This window comes from Methylocystis heyeri, from assembly GCF_004802635.2.
Taxonomy (GTDB): Bacteria; Pseudomonadota; Alphaproteobacteria; order Rhizobiales; family Beijerinckiaceae; genus Methylocystis; species Methylocystis heyeri.
In genome coordinates this window covers 3,565,271-3,582,013 of the sequence record NZ_CP046052.1, presented here as the reverse complement: position 1 = coordinate 3,582,013, position 16,743 = coordinate 3,565,271, and the positions used below count along the sequence as shown (strand labels likewise).

Annotated in this window: 15 protein-coding genes; 11 read left to right on the top strand and 4 right to left on the bottom strand. The window is 64.6% G+C overall.

Annotated features, from left to right (window positions below; translation table 11 throughout):
* Nucleotides 1-7: 7 nt before the first annotated feature.
* The 3 genes from rlmH (at nucleotide 8) to H2LOC_RS16230 (ending at nucleotide 3,202) form a co-directional block, all read left to right on the top strand.
* Nucleotides 8-487, top strand: a complete 480-nt coding sequence (rlmH, locus tag H2LOC_RS16240) for a 23S rRNA (pseudouridine(1915)-N(3))-methyltransferase RlmH (protein ID WP_136497937.1) — start codon at nucleotides 8-10, stop codon at nucleotides 485-487.
* A 231-nt stretch (nucleotides 488-718) separates the two neighbouring features.
* On the top strand, nucleotides 719-2,014 hold the full coding sequence (locus H2LOC_RS16235) for an adenylosuccinate synthase (protein ID WP_136497938.1): 1,296 nt from the start codon (nucleotides 719-721) through the stop codon (nucleotides 2,012-2,014).
* Nucleotides 2,015-2,086: 72 nt separating this feature from the next.
* Nucleotides 2,087-3,202 carry a hypothetical protein gene (locus H2LOC_RS16230; protein ID WP_136497939.1) on the top strand — a complete coding sequence of 372 codons (1,116 nt, stop codon included), beginning with the start codon at nucleotides 2,087-2,089 and terminating at the stop codon, nucleotides 3,200-3,202.
* Between the two features lie 103 nt (nucleotides 3,203-3,305).
* Here the strand turns inward: H2LOC_RS16230 and H2LOC_RS16225 are convergent, their stop codons facing one another.
* The gene (locus tag H2LOC_RS16225) at nucleotides 3,306-4,400 is read right to left on the bottom strand and encodes an ATP-dependent DNA helicase (RefSeq protein ID WP_136497940.1); all 1,095 of its coding nucleotides are present in this window, start codon (nucleotides 4,398-4,400) and stop codon (nucleotides 3,306-3,308) included.
* A gap of 309 nt (nucleotides 4,401-4,709) precedes the next feature.
* Between H2LOC_RS16225 and H2LOC_RS16220 the strand changes: the two genes are divergently transcribed.
* From H2LOC_RS16220 to H2LOC_RS16200, 5 genes are all read left to right on the top strand, one after another.
* Complete coding sequence (locus tag H2LOC_RS16220; protein WP_136497941.1) at nucleotides 4,710-5,189, top strand: DUF2948 family protein; 480 nt, start codon at nucleotides 4,710-4,712, stop codon at nucleotides 5,187-5,189.
* A 28-nt stretch (nucleotides 5,190-5,217) separates the two neighbouring features.
* Nucleotides 5,218-6,519: a histidinol dehydrogenase gene (gene hisD, locus H2LOC_RS16215; protein ID WP_136497942.1), complete on the top strand. Its 1,302-nt coding sequence runs from the start codon at nucleotides 5,218-5,220 to the stop codon at nucleotides 6,517-6,519.
* Nucleotides 6,516-7,001, top strand: a complete 486-nt coding sequence (locus tag H2LOC_RS16210) for a UPF0262 family protein (protein WP_246207196.1) — start codon at nucleotides 6,516-6,518, stop codon at nucleotides 6,999-7,001. The genes hisD and H2LOC_RS16210 overlap by 4 nt, the downstream gene beginning before the upstream one ends.
* Nucleotides 7,002-7,006: 5 nt before the next feature.
* On the top strand, nucleotides 7,007-7,465 hold the full coding sequence (locus H2LOC_RS16205; protein WP_136497944.1) for an arsenate-mycothiol transferase ArsC: 459 nt from the start codon (nucleotides 7,007-7,009) through the stop codon (nucleotides 7,463-7,465).
* A 377-nt stretch (nucleotides 7,466-7,842) separates the two neighbouring features.
* Entirely contained in the window at nucleotides 7,843-9,210 is a 1,368-nt protein-coding gene (locus H2LOC_RS16200; RefSeq protein WP_136497945.1) for an HTH domain-containing protein, read from the top strand.
* A 92-nt stretch (nucleotides 9,211-9,302) separates the two neighbouring features.
* Here the strand turns inward: H2LOC_RS16200 and H2LOC_RS16195 are convergent, their stop codons facing one another.
* From H2LOC_RS16195 to H2LOC_RS16185, 3 genes are all read right to left on the bottom strand, one after another.
* Nucleotides 9,303-10,577 carry an amidase family protein gene (locus H2LOC_RS16195; protein WP_136497946.1) on the bottom strand — a complete coding sequence of 425 codons (1,275 nt, stop codon included), beginning with the start codon at nucleotides 10,575-10,577 and terminating at the stop codon, nucleotides 9,303-9,305.
* Between the two features lie 73 nt (nucleotides 10,578-10,650).
* Nucleotides 10,651-11,244, bottom strand: coding sequence for a L,D-transpeptidase (locus H2LOC_RS16190; protein ID WP_136497947.1), 594 nt, complete (start codon nucleotides 11,242-11,244; stop codon nucleotides 10,651-10,653).
* A 475-nt stretch (nucleotides 11,245-11,719) separates the two neighbouring features.
* Entirely contained in the window at nucleotides 11,720-13,537 is a 1,818-nt protein-coding gene (locus H2LOC_RS16185) for a long-chain-acyl-CoA synthetase (RefSeq protein ID WP_136497948.1), read from the bottom strand.
* A gap of 226 nt (nucleotides 13,538-13,763) precedes the next feature.
* Between H2LOC_RS16185 and H2LOC_RS16180 the strand changes: the two genes are divergently transcribed.
* From H2LOC_RS16180 to H2LOC_RS16170, 3 genes are all read left to right on the top strand, one after another.
* On the top strand, nucleotides 13,764-15,080 hold the full coding sequence (locus H2LOC_RS16180) for an O-acetylhomoserine aminocarboxypropyltransferase/cysteine synthase family protein (RefSeq protein WP_136497949.1): 1,317 nt from the start codon (nucleotides 13,764-13,766) through the stop codon (nucleotides 15,078-15,080).
* Nucleotides 15,081-16,040 carry a homoserine O-acetyltransferase/O-succinyltransferase family protein gene (locus tag H2LOC_RS16175; RefSeq protein ID WP_136497950.1) on the top strand — a complete coding sequence of 320 codons (960 nt, stop codon included), beginning with the start codon at nucleotides 15,081-15,083 and terminating at the stop codon, nucleotides 16,038-16,040.
* A 193-nt stretch (nucleotides 16,041-16,233) separates the two neighbouring features.
* Nucleotides 16,234-16,698: a cupin domain-containing protein gene (locus tag H2LOC_RS16170; RefSeq protein WP_136497951.1), complete on the top strand. Its 465-nt coding sequence runs from the start codon at nucleotides 16,234-16,236 to the stop codon at nucleotides 16,696-16,698.
* Nucleotides 16,699-16,743 lie beyond the last annotated feature (45 nt).

Below are 16,743 nucleotides of genomic sequence, written 5' to 3'. Positions count from 1 at the left end.
CCGAAGGATGCGCCTCGGCCTTTTATGCGTCGGCCGGATGAAGGCCGGAGCGGAACGCGAGCTGTTCGCCCGCTATGCGGAACGCATCGGAGCGATGCGCAATCTCGGGCTCGACGGGCTGGATGTGCGGGAAATCGAAGAGAGCCGCGCGCGCAACGTCGAAACGCGCATGGCCGGGGAAGGCGACGCGCTGCTCGCCGGCCTCTCTCCCGACGCCGTTCTCGCCGTCTTCGACGAACGCGGCAAGGCTGCGAGCAGCGCCGATTTTGCGGAATTCATCAGGCGCGAACGCGACGCGGGCCGCAGGGCCCTGTGGTTCGCGATCGGCGGCGCGGAGGGGCTCGACCCGAGGTTACGGCAAAAAGCCCGGGCGATTTTCTCCTTCGGGGCCATGACCCTGCCTCACCAGCTGGTGCGGGTTCTCGCAGCCGAGCAGATCTACCGCGCCATGACCATCATTTCCGGACATCCCTACCACAAGGCCTGAAACCACAAAGCGACGGATGCGAGAGTGACGGACGTATGACGCTCTTTACCGTTGTTGCGCCTTGGGGTAAGGATTCTTCGTAACGAGCCTCGGCGTTACCGCCGGGGCTTTTTTTCTGATCGGGATTCCTTGCGCCCGCGCGAAAGGGACCAACCCGGCTCCCCATACATCGCGCTTCCCGATAATCTGAACTCCCGTCGGCGAAGAGCGCAAAAGAGAAAAGAACGGGCCATGGCGAATGTGGCGGTGGTCGGCGCCCAATGGGGCGACGAAGGCAAGGGCAAGATAGTCGACTGGCTTTCGCTCGAGGCGGACGTGGTCGTGCGCTTCCAGGGCGGACACAACGCCGGCCACACCCTTGTCGTCGACGGCGAGACCTATAAGCTGGCGCTGCTTCCCTCGGGCATCGTGAGGCCGGGTAAACTGTCGGTCATCGGCAACGGCGTCGTCGTCGATCCCCATTTCCTGGTGGGAGAGATCGACCGTCTGCGCGCCCAGGGCGTCGAGATTTCCTCGGCCAATCTGAAGATCGCCGAAAACGCGCCCCTGATCCTGTCGCTGCACCGCGAACTCGACGCTCACCGCGAAGAATCGGTGGGCGGCGGCGCCAAGATCGGCACCACCAAACGCGGCATTGGCCCGGCCTATGAAGACAAGGTCGGCCGCCGCTCGATCCGCCTGATGGATCTCATGGAGCCCGACTCGCTCGACGACAAGATCGCGCGCGCGCTGGCCCATCACAATCCGCTGCGGCGCGGGTTGGGCCTTCCCGAAATCGCGGGAGCGACGCTGAAAGAAGAACTCCTCAGCGTCGCCCCCCGCATCCTGCCCTTCATGGACGTGGTCTGGGAGCTGCTCGACAATGAACGGCGCGCCGGCAGGCGCATCCTGTTCGAAGGCGCGCAAGGCGTCCTCCTCGACGTCGACCACGGCACCTATCCCTATGTCACCTCCTCCAATACGGTGGCGGCGTCGGCCGCCTCCGGTTCGGGCCTCGGCCCCGGCGCCGTCAATTACGTGCTCGGCATCGCCAAGGCCTATACCACCCGCGTCGGCGGCGGGCCTTTCCCGACAGAGCTGCTCGACGCCACCGGCGAACTGATCGGCGACAGGGGCCGCGAGTTCGGCACCAACACGGGTCGGCGCAGGCGTTGCGGCTGGTTCGACGCCGTGCTCACCCGGCAGGCGGTGAAGACCTCGGGGATCAACGGCCTTGCTCTGACCAAGCTCGATATTCTCGACGGTTTCGACGAAATCAGGATCTGCACCCATTATCTCCTGGACGGAAAGCGGATCGACCGGTTGCCGGCGTCTCAGTCGGCCCAGCTTCGCGTCGAGCCGGTCTATGAGTCCGTCGAGGGCTGGAAAGGCTCCACCGGCGGCGCCAGATCCTGGGTCGATCTGCCCGCGCCGGCGATCAAATATGTGCGCCGGATAGAGGAGCTCGTCGGCGCGCCGGTCGCGCTGCTGTCCACCAGCCCCGAGCGCGACGACACAATTCTGGTCCACAATCCCTTCCAGGATTGACCGGCGAGTTGACGCGAGCCCACTCGCCGCCGAAAGTCGACCGGTCACCTGGCGAAATGGTCATAGCAAAGCATGGCTGATTATTATTCCCTGCTGGCGCGCAAAATAGGCCCGCTGCGCCAGTCCACGCCCGAAGGGCGTCACGCGATTTATGAATTGGCGCGCAAGGCGCTGTTCAATCAACTTCGAGCCATTCAGCCTCCCGTGGCCGAACAGGTCATCCAGAACGAGGGGCGCGCGCTGGACGAGGCTATCGCCCGCCTCGAAATCGAGGCGGCCGCCGAGCTGCGGTCGGAGGCCGAGACGCCGGCCCAGGCCGCGGAGCCGCAGAGCGAGGCCGGCGGCGCCAGGGCCGGCTCCGACCTTCGCGAACGCCAGCGACCCGCAGCGCCGGCGCCCGCCGTCCCCGAAGCCGCCAGCGGATCGCGCCGGATTCTGGGAATAGCCGCGGTTCTTTTTGTCCTCGTCGGCGCAGTCTCCTTCGCGGCCCTTCATTTCCGCGAACGTCCCGAGGACCTCGCCCGACTCAAACCCGACGAGAGCGCGCGATCCGAAGGCGAAAGCGGGAAAATCGCCGACCGGGTCGACGGCGGCGACCATGACTCCCTCGAGGGCGGCGGCGCCAATAAGGGGCCGGCCGTGCCGGTGGCCCAGAAGGCGGAATTATTCGTCGCGACCGCCGATCATCCCGACAAGGTCGATCGCATCTACAACGGCGCGGTCGTCTGGCGGCTGGACAATATCGGCGGGGGCGACGGCCAGCCGATGAAATCGGCGATACGCGGCGACGTCGATTTCCCCGAAGGAAAGCTCAAAGCGGTCGTCCTGATTCAAAAGAACCTGGATCCCGCCCTGTCCGCTTCCCACACGATGAACGTCTCTTTTTCTCTCGCGGCGGACAGCGACCTGAAAGGCGTAAAGCAGATCGGGCCGCCGCAAATGCGTCGGCCGGAGGCCCAATCCGGCGAGAAAATCACCGGGATTCCGGTCGAGATCACCTCCAACGCCTTTCTGATCGGCCTGATGCGCGGAGAGGCGGAAGCGCGCAATCTCAAGCTGCTGCGCGCCCCCTGGGTGATCGATCTGCCCTTGCAGCTTTCCGATGGCCGCGTCGCCACGATAAATCTCGAGAAAGGCGCGGCGGGCGACCGGGTTTTCGCCGATGCGATCGATTCCTGGTCGCGCTGAAGCTAGAGCGTTACCAGCCGAAGCGGACGCCGGTTCGGCGCGGGAAACGCTTTAAAACAAAAACTTAGAGCGTTTTCATGTTTCCGTTGGACGTGAAAACGCCCTAGATGACGAGGGTGAGCCTGCGCGCCGCCCTTGTCACGCCGGTATAAAGCCATCGCGCCCGATGCTCCCGGAACGCGAAGGATTCGTCGAACAGCGCGACGTCGTCCCACTGCGATCCTTGGGCCTTGTGGACCGTCAGGGCGTAGCCGTAGTCGAATTCGTCGGAATCCTTGCGCAGGGCGAAGGGAATTTCCCCCTCGGAATCGTCGAAGAACTGCGGAATCACCCCGACTCGCTGGATTTTTCTGTCGGCTTCCTCCGGAATGACCAGCATGCGGACCTTGCCCCGACGCAGGGCGCCGGCGCTTTTGACGGTGAACAGAGCGCCGTTGAGCAGGCCTTTCTTGCGGTTGTTTCTCAGGCAGACCAGCTTTTCCCCCGATTGGGGCAGCGCGCCCGAAAATCCCCGCAGCTGCCTTAGCCGGCCGTTGTAGGCGCGGCGCGTCTTGTTCATGCCGACCAGCACCTGATCGGCGCCGGTGACCAGTTGCGGGTCCAGTTCGCCGCGCATCACCACCCGGCTCTCGCCGTAGGTTCCGCGCTCGACCCGGCCGCCTTCGCGGATGGCCATGGAGAGCCGGATGATCGGATTGTCGGCGGCCTGGCGATGCACCTCGGTCAGCATCGCGTCGGGCTCGGCCTCCGTGAAGAAGCCGCCGCCCTTGACGGGAGGCAATTGGGCCGGGTCCCCCAGCACCAGCACCTTGCGTCCGAAGGACAGGAGGTCCTTGCCGAGCTCCTCGTCGACCATGGAACATTCGTCGACGACGATGAGCTTGGCCCGCGCGGCGTCGCTCTCGTCGTTGAGCTCGAAGCTCGGCTCCTCTGTCTCGGTGTCGGTGGCCCGGTAGATCAGGCTGTGGATTGTTCTGGCGCCGTCGCAGCCCTTGGAGCGCATCACCAGCGCGGCCTTGCCCGTGAAGGCTGCGAAAACGACGGAGCCGTCGACATTCTCTGCGAGATGGCGGGCGAGCGTGGATTTGCCCGTTCCCGCATAGCCGAACAGCCTGAACACCTGGGGCGCCTGTTTTTCAGCCAGCCATTTGCCGACCGCCTCGAGCGCCCGATCCTGCTCCTTGGTCCATATTGTCATTCGAGCCGCGTCTCTTCTTGATTCCGGCGTTGCTCGTCCCGACCTCAACCGGCGAGACGCATCAGTAGATCCACTTTGGAGGCGATATTGACCATCGCCAGAATGAATCCGATCCAAATGGCGAACGCGACCGCCCAGAACTTCGGATCGCTGTGCATCGCCCCCCTCCCTGCTTCGTCGTTGCGGGCCACCTTGCGGCCTTTCCGCGCAGTTGCGCAAGGGCCGACGGCAGCCGGGGAAGGCATGACCCGACGCCCCCGCTTGCGCGCGCGGCGGGCAGCCTCCAAATATCGCGTGAGGAGAAACCAGATGTCCGCGCCAGATTCCGCCGTCAAGGCCCCCCTTCTAAGACTCCAGGCGTTCGACGCCGAGGACCTGAGCCTCCTGTCCGCTCATCTGCAGGACGCCCTGCTGCGGGTCTGCGATCTCGCCTATCTGCCCAAGCAAAAGCGTTTCGTGCTGGGCGCTTCGCGCTTCGACTGGGCCGCCGAAGTCGAGGGACGCCTCGAGCGCCGCCAGTCCGCGCTGCATTTCGAATGGGTTCGCAATGTCCGCTATTGCGGCGTGGCGCGCGATCGGCCGGACGGCGTGCTCGAATTGCTGACGGTGACCTTCGAGCCCGGCGAAACCCCGCCGGAAGGACGAATCCGATTGATATTCTCGGGCGGAGCCGCGATTCTGCTGGATGTCGAATGCCTCGAGGCGCAGCTCGCGGACCTCGGCCCGCGCTGGCCGGTCTGCAGCCGGCCGACACATAATCTTGACGAAGACGCCGGCGCGGGGTCATGACAGCCGGAACTTCCGGCTGGAGATGAACATGACCTTGCGTTTGGATGCGTCCGCCCCCGATTTCGAGACGCAGTTTAAGACCATGCTCTCGATGAAACGGGAGTCCTCGCCCGACGTCGACGCCACCGTCCGCGACATCATCGAGGACGTCATCGCCAGGGGTGACGAGGCGCTGATCGACTATTCGCGCAAGTTCGACCGCATCGATCTCGCCAAAACCGGCATAGCCGTCTCCGCCGCCGAGGTCGACGCCGCCGAGGCGAAATGCTCCAAAGAGCAGCTCGAAGCGCTCGATCTCGCGCTGGAGCGGATTGCCGCCTTCCACGAGCGCCAGCGGCCCGCCGACCTGCGCTACAGCGACGAGGCCGGAGTCGAGCTCGGCTGGCGCTGGACCCCGCTCGATTCGGTAGGCCTCTATGTGCCGGGCGGCACGGCGGCTTACCCGTCCTCGGTCCTGATGAATGTGGCGCCGGCCAAGGTCGCAGGCGTCAAGCGCATCGTCATGGTGGTCCCGACGCCGGGCGGCCATGTCGAGCCTCTGGTTCTCGCCGCGGCGAAACGCTCCGGCATCACGGAAATCTATCGGGTCGGCGGCGCCCAGGCGGTCGCGGCTCTCGCCTATGGCACCGCGACCATCGCGCCGGTCGCCAAGATCGTGGGCCCGGGCAACGCCTGGGTCGCCGCCGCCAAGCGCCGCGTGTTCGGTCAGGTGGGCATCGACATGATCGCCGGCCCCTCGGAAGTGCTGATCCTGGCCGACAAGACCGCCAATCCCGACTGGATCGCCGCCGACCTGCTGGCGCAGGCCGAGCACGACGAATCGGCGCAGTCCATTCTCATCACCGACGACGCCTCCCTCGCCGAAGCCGTCGTCGCCGCGGTCGACCGTCACCTCGCGACGCTCTCGCGCAAGGAGATCGCCACCGCTTCCTGGCGCGATTACGGCGCGGTGATCGTGACGAAGAACCTCGATGAAGCCGTGCCGCTGGCGGACCGCATCGCGGCCGAGCATCTGGAGATCATCAGCGAGAACGCCGAGGAGCTCGGAGCCCGCGTGAACAACGCCGGCGCCATCTTCATCGGCGGCTACACCCCCGAAGCGATCGGCGATTACGTCGGCGGCTCGAACCATGTGCTGCCGACCGCCCGCTCGGCGCGCTTTTCCTCCGGCCTCAGCGTGCTCGATTTCGTCAAGCGCACCTCGATCCTGAAATGCGACGCGAGTTCGCTGCTGGCCATCGGCGGGGCGGCCGTCACGCTGGGCAAGGCCGAAGGCCTGACCGCTCATGCGCGCTCGGTTTCGATCCGCCTCAACGCGCTCGGAGCCTGAAGTTGAATTCAGGCTCGCAAAAGCGGCTGGCGCAGGTCACGCTCGACGAGAACTCGATCGGGCGCGGCTCGGCGGACCAGGAGCATGAGCGCGCCATCGCGATCTACGATCTGATAGAGGACAACAAGTTCGGAGTCGTAGGCCATGACGGCGGGCCCTACAGCCTCGTCATCGCGCTTCACGACGCCAAGCTCGCGCTCGCGGTGAGCGACCAGGAGGGCGCCGGCGTCGTCACGCATATCCTGTCGCTCACGCCGTTCAAGCGCATCCTCAAGGATTATTTCATGGTCTGCGAATCCTATTACGCAGCCATTCGCAGCGCGACGCCGAGCCGGATCGAAGCGATCGACATGGGCCGGCGCGGACTGCACAACGAGGGCGCGCATCTTCTGCTGGAGCGTCTCAAGGGCAAGATCGACACCGACATCGACACCGCCCGGCGGATCTTCACCCTGGTCACGGCTCTGCACTGGAGGGGCTGAAGGCTATGGCGGCGCAAGACAATGCGGCGCAGCCCCGGGCGGCGCGCCCGCAATCGGTTCTGTTCGCCTGCACGCTCAACACCGTGCGCTCGCCCATGGCCGAGGCCCTGGCGCGGCATTATTTCGGGCGCGACATCTATTTTGCCTCGGCCGGATTGAAGCGCGGCGAACCCGACGCCTTCGCCATGGCCGCCATGGACGAAATCGGCGTCGACCTGACCCGCCACAAGCCCCACACCTTCGAGGACCTCGAGGATTCCAATTTCGACGTGATCGTCACGCTGTCCCCCGAGGCGCACCATCGCGCCCTGGAGTTCACGAGAACCATGGCGGTCGAGGTGATCTATTGGCCGACGCCCGACGCCACCGCGGTGCAAGGCTCCCGCGAAACCATGCTTCAGGCCTATCGCGAGGTGCGGGACCGCCTCGCGGTCCGCATCAAGGAGTTTTTGGCGCGGCGGTAAAGGGCGGGGCGCCTTTACGCCAGCGCACGGCGGTCGAACTCAGGCCCAGCGCGATTGGGCGAAAGGCGCTTACCCTCCCGTCGAGGGGGAGGGTCGCCGCGAAGCGGCGGGGTGAATTATCGTCAATTATCCCTCTAAGTCCCGGCCATGACGTCCCCCGGAGCGATGCGCGCATCCGATCGCTGCTGTGCGGGAAGGTGGCCTTTCAAAAATATTTCGCCATGATCGAGGCAAGCGGAACCTGGGGTCTTTCCGATTCAGGTTGAACCGGAAAGGCCCCAGCCCCCCGTTTCTTGATCGTGTTTTCTTCACGCGAACCGGTATCCACTTCGCTCGAAAACACGCTATCCGCCCTTGAGGCTAAAAATCCCGGCGCCATGTCCCGCACCCATAGATTATTCGATATCTTGCAGGCGCTACGCCGCCGCCGCCGGCCAGTCAGCGGAGCGGAGCTCGCGCGCGAGGCCGGCGTTTCCCTGCGCACGCTGTACCGTGACATCGCCGCCTTACAGGCGATGGGGGCCGAAATCGAAGGAGAGGCGGGCGTCGGCTATGTCCTGCGGCCCGGGTTCCTTCTGCCGCCCCTCATGTTCTCCAGGGAGGAGATAGAGGCGCTCGCCTTGGGCGCGAAATGGGTGTCGCGCCGCACCGACGACGCGCTTTCGGACGCGGCTCGCAACGCTGTCGCCAAGCTTTCAGCGGTTCTCCCGGAGGATCTGCGGGCCGATTTGAACGACGAGGCGCTTCTCGTCGGCCCAGGGTGGGAGCGCCCTCACCATGTCGATCTGAAGCTTCTGCGCCGGGCGCTGCGCGATGAGCGCAAGCTCGCGATTTCCTATCGAGACGAGAAGGGCGCGCGCACCGACCGGGTCGTCTGGCCCGTGGCGCTCGGCTTTTTCGAATCGACTCGCGTTCTTGCGGGCTGGTGCGAGCTTCGGTCGGCCTTCCGCCATTTTCGCGCCGACCGAATCGAGGGAGCTGAAATCCTGCAGGATGCGCCGCCACAGCCGCGCCGGACGCTCTTGAAGCAATGGCGCCGGAGCATGCTGACAGAAACTGACAGCATGCTCGCTTATCGTCGGCCCGCCTCAAACGAGGCCAAAGGAGAAGCCATGGCGAAAGAGCTCGTTTTCTACACCAATCCTCAGTCCCGCGGCATGATCGTGCATTGGATGCTGGAAGAAATCGGCGTCCCTTATTCGGTCGAGGTCAAGGAATATGGAACCACGATGAAGGCGCCGGAATATCTGGCCATCAACCCGATGGGCAAAGTCCCGGCCATCAAACACGGCGACACGGTGGTCACGGAAACCGCGGCCATTTGCGCTTATCTCGCCGATGCGTTCCCCGAAGCCGGACTCGCGCCGGCCCCCGCCGAGCGCGGCGAATACTACAAATGGCTCTTTTTCGCCGCTGGATGCGTGGAAGCAGCGATGAGCAATAAAGCCGCCGGCTGGGATCCGACGCCGGAGATGCAGGGGCGCTTCGGCTATGGTTCCTACGCGGCCGTGATCGATGTCCTCGCAAAGACTGTAGCGGATCGTCGCTATATCGCCGGAGAGAATTTCACGGCCGCCGACGTCTATGTCGGGTCGATGATCGGTTTCGGCCTGCGCTACGACGTGATCGAGAAGCGTCCGGAATTCGAGGCCTATTGGAGCGGCCTGGAGAACCGCCCTGCTCGGTTGCGCGCCGGCGCTCAGGCGGAAAAGCTCGCCTCCAGGCGCGCTTGGGAGCCGGCCTGATTCCCGTCCGTCGTTCCAATATTTTTTGCGCGAGCCGACCCGTCTGCCGGCGGGTTGGCTCATCTCACGCGAAAAAAAGAATCCGCCGAAGGCTATTCCGATCCCAGCAACGCCGCCGCCTTCTGCGCCAAAACCAGCAGATTGCGGTCCGACCAGCGCCGGCCGATCAACGACAACCCTAGAGGAAGCGCGCCGCCCGCAAGCGGCAGGCTGATCTGGGGCAGGCCGAAAAAGCTCGCCGTGATGAACAGCGGGAACATCTGGTAGCGCTTGCGGTCCAGCTCTTCGGCGCTCTCATCGAGCGGCGGCGCGAAGAAAGGCGTCGTCGGCAGGATGAAAAAGCCGTCCTCGCCGAGCAGCGCCTCGATCTCCGCCTTCGCTTCGAGGCGAAAGGCGTCGGCTTGGGCTTTCTGGTCCTTCGTCACCGTGGCGGCGTAAGCGAAGCGCTCGGCGACGCCCGGCCCCAGTTCCGGCCGCGCCGAGGCGATCCAGCCCCCCTGGGACTGATTGGCTTCATAGGCCTGAAGATTGCGGAAATGGCCCAGCGCCTGCGCCGAGAACGCCTGCGGCAGCTCGACCTCGCGCACCCTAGACTCTTTCCGGTTCGGATTGAACCGGAAAGAGTCTAGATCCCCCTGTTTTATCGTGTTTTCTTCACGCGAGCCGGTATCCACTTCGCTCGAAAACACTCTAAAGAGCGGCGCCAGCAGCTCCAGCGCAGATTTGAACAAAGCGAGTTCCCGAGCCGGGCAGTCGGCCAGAGCCTCGATCGGGAGCAGCGCGGTCCCAAAGGGCGCGCCATCGATGTCGTCGGGCAGCAAGACGCCGGCGACCCTTTCGAAAACCGAAATATCGCGCGCAAACCAGCCGACCGTATCCAGCGACCGCGCCAGCGGAACGACGCCCTCCGACGACACCGCCCCATGCGAGGGACGAAAACCATAGACGCCGCAAAAAGAGGCCGGCGCGCGGCATGATCCGGCCGTGTCGGTGCCGAGGGCGAAATCGGCGAGGCCCCCCGCAACCGCCGCGGCCGAACCCGAGGACGACCCTCCGGTAAGGCGCCCCGGAGCCTTGGGGTTCTCCGGCGCGCCGTAGTGATGGTTGGCGCCGAACAGGCTATAGGCCATCTCGTCCATATGGGCCTTGCCGACGAGCCTCGCGCCGCTGGCGAGCAGCCGCTCCACCGCGGGCGCGGACAACCCGGCCGGGGGATGGGTCGCGGCGAAAGCCGGCTGCCCATTGGTCGTGACATGGCCCGCGACGTCGATATTCTCTTTTACGACGAAGCTCAGCCCGGCCAGCAGCCCGCCCTCGCGCCCCGCAATGTCGAGGGGCGTCGTCAGCGCATGGCATTTCTTCATCATTGGCCCCCGCTCCGCTCTCGCGGTTGTTCTTCTCGCAACTTCGGATGAAGTTTCAAGGGCCGAAAGCGTGGGATCAGTAACCCCAGGGCATGTAATAGGGACGAGCCTGCCAGGATTTCACGCCCTCGACATGATGGCGGTGAACGGGCGCATAGGCCAGGGCTCCTCCGTGATGAGCGGCGTGACCGTGCATGCTGGCGTAATGGGCGTGATTGGCATGGCGCAGGCTGGCGTATCGCGTGGAGCCGGCCGGCGAGCCCGTGATCGAGATGCTGGCCCCTTCGGCCTGAACCATATGGAAGAGCTGCGCGGCGTTGCCGGGCGAGAGGCGCACGCAGCCGTGCGACGCCGGCCGCCCCAGGGCTCCCACAGCGTAAGTGCCGTGAATGGCGTAGCCGCCCCGGAAGAAGATCGAATAGGGCATGGGCGACATGTGATATTTCTTGGAATAATGCATGCGCTGGAGCCCGGTCGGCGCGAAGGAGCCGCGCGGGGTCGAATAGCCCGATCTCGCCGTCGAGACCGGCCAATCATAGCTTCCGTTGGAGGAGTCGACGTGCATCCGCTGGGAGCTGAGATCGATATGTATCCGCACGGTGGCGTTGGCCGCGGCGACAGATCCGAACAGGGTTAAAAAAACGGCAAGGAGTAAACGGAAGAAACGCATGGCACATCCCCTGGCGATATTCAGTTGCGGCGCAGGCCGGCTCTGGCTGAGACAATCGCAGGGGCGACTTTTTCTCTCAACCTGGAGATTTTTTTAAGGTTGACGCCTTTTCCGGCTCCGAAGGAGAAAATTTTTCCTCGGCTCGGAGCAATTCAAGAATCTTCGATCACGCTTTCCCTATTGTGGCGCCTGAGGAATTCCGGGATCGGCCCCAAAGCGGTCGAGGGAAATCGGCCCGTCGGAACGCCGTCCCAATTATGAACGCAGCTTGGGAGAATGGTTTAGATACTCCAAATTGGAGGCGAAACGAGGGCCGGAGTCGCGTTGATCTCTATTGCAACTTGAAACCCGCGCGCGAGCCGCGCCCCGAAACGCTGGATAGCGTTTGGTTCAAACGCGGTCGAACGCGCTCCAAATCTCATTGACGGAGCATGTTCTTTTCCAAAAACCGCTCCGCACATTCTGGGAACATGCTCTAAAGCCGGATGTCTCCCGAGCAGATCCTGTCGTACAAGGCTTTGTCCAGCCGCACATAATCGCGCGTCCCGGGCGCTGCGAAATAAAGCGGATCGCCGATCCGCCGGGGATCGAAACCCTCCGCGGCGAGGGCCTGCGCCTTGTGCTTGAAAGTCCCGGTCATTTCGAGCCGCCCGCCCAGCCGCAGGAACAAGGGCCGGGCGTAGACCGGCAGCGACGCCTCCATATGCCGGGCGAGAGCCGCGAAATCGACCAGCCCCTCGACTGCGAGCGCGGCCATTCCGGCGCGCCCTTCGCGCCCCGGCACGGCGACCCCGTAAACCGCGGCGTCGAGGACTCCGCCGAAACTCCTCAGATATTGCGCGACCTCGAAGGTGGAGACGTTTTCGCCCTTCCAGCGGAAGCTGTCGCCGATCCGGTCCACGAAAAAATAGAACCCGCGCGCGTCCTTGCGCATCAGATCGCCGCTGCGCATCCAAAGGTCGCCGGGCTCGAAAACGTCGCGCAGGATCTTCTTTTCCGAATCCTTGCGGTTGACGTAGCCGTCGAAGGCTGCCGCCGAACCCCGCTCGAGGTCGATCCGCGCGATAGCCTCGCCCGGCTCGTCGGTCGCGCAGCGGATGCAGCGCCCGTCCGCGCCGCGCGCCGGGGCGTCGGCGCCCTCGTCGAAAGCCACCAGCGCGACTGGAAAACGCTGCGCCAGAAATGCGGGAACGCGCCCGATCGCGCCGGGCTCGCCCTCGACGTTGTAGAGCGAGAAATTGCTCTCGGTCGCGGCGTAGAACTCGATGATGCGGGGGATGCCGAAACGGCTCTGGAACGGCGTCCATATGTCGCCCCGCAGGCCGTTGCCGAGGGCGAGGCGCAATTTGTGCCGCTGCTGGGCTTCACGGTCCGGCGCCGTCAGCAGATAGCGGCACAATTCGCCGATATATTGGAACATGGTGCATTGCTGCTCGGCGACGTCCCGCCAGAAATTGGAGGCGGAGAATCGCGGACGAAGGACCACGGAGCCCCCGGCGAGCAGCGTCGACCACACCGCCACCACGCCGCCGACCGAGTGATACATCGGCAGGCAATTATACATGCGGTCCGCCGGCCCGGCGTCGGCGAGGCCGGAGAACCACAGGCTCCAGTTCATCAGGCGGCGATGCGTGACGACCGCCGCCTTGGGCAGGCCGGTGGTTCCGGAGGTGAAAATATAGAGGGCGCGATCGGAGAGAACGACCTCCCGCTCCTCCGACGGGCCGAGAGCTTCGCCGGAAAGTTTGGCGACTTCCTTCCGCAAGCCCCCTTGGACCGCGCTCCCTTCTTCAAACGTGACGATCTCGGGAGAAGGATCGGCGAGTCCCGCCGCCGCGCACGCGGCCTCGAAATGCTCCTGGTCGGCGATGATGCAGCAGGCCTTCGCCTCGCCGAGGCAATGGGCCAGCGACGGCGCGGGGAGATTGCCGTTGAGAAGCGCGACGACGACGCCGATGCGGGTCAGTCCGAGCCAGATCGCGGCGTAATCGGCGCGATTACCCATGAGCAGCGCGACGACATCGTTCCTGCCGAGGCCCCTGGCGAGGCCCCAGCGGGCGTAGCGGTTGGCCCTGGCGGCGAATTGCGCGAAAGACAGGCTTTCGTCATTATCGATGACGGCCGCGGCGTCGCCCCGGTCTCTGGCGACCTCCTCGAAGGCGACGCCGAGAATGCGGCTCTGATCCGCTTCGACGGCCGCGGTCAGCTGCAGCGCCCGCAACCAGTCCTTGTTGACCGAGCGTTTCTCGGATCCCGCTTTCGTCGTCGCGCCGTCCATATGGAAGCCGTTCATGTCCAGGATACGTCCTTGAAAAGCCGCTTCGCGCGTCGGGATTTTCCGCCTAGCCTGAAACTGCTTTATCGCGGGCGAAATCCGGTCCCAAGCACGGCGAGTTGTTAGGGTTACCGGTTACATTCGCTTCTTTTCGCTCCCGTCTCGGGCTTTATTCATGGTTATCAGTCATACCGGTTCCGGCTTCTTGTTTTCGAAGGGCCTCGCGTTTTCGGAAAGGTCGCGTATGCGTAGTGAAACGATCGCGGTGCATGGCGGCTTCGAGAAAGACCCCGCGACCGGGGCGGTCGCGGTTCCGATATATCAGACCGTCGCCTATGAATTCGACAGCGCCGATCACGCCGCCGCTTTGTTCGACCTCGAAGCGGAAGGCTTCCGCTACAGCCGCATAGCCAATCCTACCGTGGAGATATTGGAAAAGCGCGTCGCCTTGCTGGAGGGCGGGGTCGGGGCTCTCGCAGTCTCGACGGGACAAGCGGCGCTCTATTGCGCCTTCGCCAATCTGGTCGACCATGGCGGCAATATCGTCGCCGCGCCCACGCTCTACGGCACCACCCACACCCTGTTGCAGCATATCCTCCCGCGCCAGGGGGCCGGCGTTCGTTTCGCGAGCAGCGACGCGCCCGAAGACATGGCCCGCGCCATCGACGCGGACACCCGCGCCCTGTTCTGCGAGAGCATAGGCAATCCGGCCGGCAACATCTGCGACATCGCGGCGCTCGCCGAACTCGCCCACGCCCACGGCGTTCCGCTGATCGTGGACAATACCGTGGCGACGCCGGTGCTGCTGCGGCCGATCGAGCACGGCGCAGACATCGTGGTCCATTCCCTCACCAAATTCATCGGCGGCCATGGAACGACGCTCGGCGGCGCGGTCGTCGACAGCGGACGCTTCCCCTGGCGCGACCATCCCGCGCGCTTTCCGATGTTCAACGTAGCGGACGCCTCCTACCACGGGCTCGTCTATGTCGATCGTTTCGGCGAAAAAGCCTATGTCGCGCGCGCCCGCAGCGTCTACCAGCGCACCATGGGCGCCGTCCTTCCGGCGCTATCCGCTTTTCTGCTGCTGCAAGGGCTGGAAACCGTCGCTCTGCGCGTGGAGCGGCATGTCGAGAACGCGCGCAAGGTCGCCGAGTTTCTAAAGAACGACCCCCGCGTAGCCTGGGTCAATTACGCAGGATTCCCAGACAATCCCAATTTCGCCCTCTGCGAAAAATATCTCGCCGGCAGAGCGCCCTCGCTGCTGACCTTCGGCGTCGTCGGGGGACTCGAGGCGGGAAAAAGCTTTTACGATGCGCTGCGCCTCGTCAAACGCCTGGTGAACATCGGCGACGCCAAGACGCTCGCCTGCCATCCCGCCTCCACCACCCATCGCCAGATGTCGCCCGCCGAACAGGCCAAAGCCGGCGTGACGCCGGAAATGATCCGTCTCAGCATCGGCATAGAGCACAGCGACGACATCATCGCCGATCTCGATCAGGCGCTCGGCGCCGCGGCGGCGGCTGGAGCGTCCTCCGCGCTGTTGCGGGAAGGGGCCTGCTGAATGCCGGTCTCGATCCTGCCGCAGGCGCGCGGCGCAGACGCGCTGGAAATCGCTCTGGTGAACAACATGCCCGACCAGGCGCTCGAAGCGACCAGGCGCCAGTTTGCGCAGCTCGCGAGCGCCGCTGCGGCGGGCGTTCCGTTTCGCCTCAGCTGCTACGCCCTGGCCAGCGTGCCGCGCAGCGAAACCGGGCGCCGGGCGCTGGCGCAGTCCTACGAGGACATCGAGGCGCTCTATGCGCGAGGGGCCGACGCCCTGATCGTCACGGGCACGGAGCCTCGCGCGGAATCTCTCGACCAGGAGCCCTATTGGGACGATTTTGCGCGGCTGGTGGACTGGGCGCTAACGCATACGCTCGGCGCCTTGTGGTCCTGCCTTGGAGCCCATGCCGCGGTCCAGCGCCTGGACGGCATAAGAAGAAGACGCCTCGACGCAAAGCTCAGCGGGATTTTCAAATGCGAAATCCTCGGGCCGGACTGGGCCAATGAGGGCGCGGCGGGCGCGATCGTCGCGCCCCACTCGCGCTACAACGGCCTCCCGCTGCAGGATCTCGAAAACTGCGGCTACAATATTTCGTCATGGTCGCCCGCGGTCGGCGCCGACAATTTCTGGCGCCGCGAGCCGAGCCTGTTTCTGTTCACGCAGGGGCATCCCGAATATGACGCCGACACCCTGGCGCGGGAGTTTCGGCGCGACGTTCTGCGCTATCTGACCGGAGAACGCAGAGGGTTCCCGGAGCCCCCCGAAAATTACTTCTCCGCCGCCGCCGAGACGCAGCTCGCAGAATTGCGCCGAAAGCCGCAGGGCTCAAGCCGCGCAGCCTTCGCCGAAAAATTGCACGCAGTTCTCGCGGCGGAGCCGCTCGCGAACCACTGGGCCGATGACGCCGCAAGACTTTACAGGAACTGGTTCGCCGACATCGCACAGGAGAAGAGACGCCGCTTCCTGAGCGCTTCTTGAACTCGGACGGCAGGGCTGCGGTCTCGATAGGCGCGTTCCGATCGAGAGGAAAGTTGAAAGGCTTTAACCCTCCCGCCAATCGCTCCCGGGTTTCAACCACTCCTTAAGCTCGCCGGCGCCCAATGCCGGCCGGAAGGTCCGATACGAGGCTTCAAGCTGCGGCGGAGAGCAAGCCGTTTTGAGGAGACCGATAATGTCCGAGGAAAAGAAAATCGAGTTCGGCAGCGCCAACGGCCTCGCCCTGCAGCCGGCGCCGATCAATCCCGAGTGGATCCGCGAAGGCGCGCCCGTGGCGCGCAACGGCCTTCTTTCGCGCAGCGCAGACGGCTCGGCCTTCACGCTGATATGGGACTGCACCGGCGGCGTATTCGAGTGGCGTTACGACATCGACGAAACCGTCTTCATCCTCGAAGGTTCGGTTACGGTGTCGGACGGGGACAGGACCGTCGTTCTCGGGCAAGGAGACACTGTTTTTTTCCCCGCCGGAACAACCGCCTTGTGGCGCGTCGAATCCTATGTCCGCAAGGTCGCCTTTTGCCGGCGGCCGCCTCACCGGGCCTATGTGGTCGCCCTGGAAACGGCGAAAAACATATTGCGGGCCCTCGGCCTGCGCAAAGGCGACAGCTCCGCATCCGCCATGTTCGGAGAAGTCGCCTGACGTCGGCGCGAGCTTGAACAAATCGAAAGCGATTCCCGCAGCCAG

What these genes read in the sequence shown, in the direction of transcription:
- rlmH (WP_136497937.1), top strand. Translation starts at nt 8, where the DNA reads ATGCGCCTCGGCCTTTTATGCGTCGGCCGGATGAAGGCCGGAGCGGAA.
- H2LOC_RS16235 (WP_136497938.1), top strand. Translation starts at nt 719, where the DNA reads ATGGCGAATGTGGCGGTGGTCGGCGCCCAATGGGGCGACGAAGGCAAG.
- H2LOC_RS16230 (WP_136497939.1), top strand. Translation starts at nt 2,087, where the DNA reads ATGGCTGATTATTATTCCCTGCTGGCGCGCAAAATAGGCCCGCTGCGC.
- H2LOC_RS16225 (WP_136497940.1), bottom strand. Translation starts at nt 4,400, where the DNA reads ATGACAATATGGACCAAGGAGCAGGATCGGGCGCTCGAGGCGGTCGGC.
- H2LOC_RS16220 (WP_136497941.1), top strand. Translation starts at nt 4,710, where the DNA reads ATGTCCGCGCCAGATTCCGCCGTCAAGGCCCCCCTTCTAAGACTCCAG.
- hisD (WP_136497942.1), top strand. Translation starts at nt 5,218, where the DNA reads ATGACCTTGCGTTTGGATGCGTCCGCCCCCGATTTCGAGACGCAGTTT.
- H2LOC_RS16205 (WP_136497944.1), top strand. Translation starts at nt 7,007, where the DNA reads ATGGCGGCGCAAGACAATGCGGCGCAGCCCCGGGCGGCGCGCCCGCAA.
- H2LOC_RS16200 (WP_136497945.1), top strand. Translation starts at nt 7,843, where the DNA reads ATGTCCCGCACCCATAGATTATTCGATATCTTGCAGGCGCTACGCCGC.
- H2LOC_RS16195 (WP_136497946.1), bottom strand. Translation starts at nt 10,577, where the DNA reads ATGATGAAGAAATGCCATGCGCTGACGACGCCCCTCGACATTGCGGGG.
- H2LOC_RS16190 (WP_136497947.1), bottom strand. Translation starts at nt 11,244, where the DNA reads ATGCGTTTCTTCCGTTTACTCCTTGCCGTTTTTTTAACCCTGTTCGGA.
- H2LOC_RS16185 (WP_136497948.1), bottom strand. Translation starts at nt 13,537, where the DNA reads ATGAACGGCTTCCATATGGACGGCGCGACGACGAAAGCGGGATCCGAG.
- H2LOC_RS16180 (WP_136497949.1), top strand. Translation starts at nt 13,764, where the DNA reads ATGCGTAGTGAAACGATCGCGGTGCATGGCGGCTTCGAGAAAGACCCC.
- H2LOC_RS16175 (WP_136497950.1), top strand. Translation starts at nt 15,081, where the DNA reads ATGCCGGTCTCGATCCTGCCGCAGGCGCGCGGCGCAGACGCGCTGGAA.
- H2LOC_RS16170 (WP_136497951.1), top strand. Translation starts at nt 16,234, where the DNA reads ATGTCCGAGGAAAAGAAAATCGAGTTCGGCAGCGCCAACGGCCTCGCC.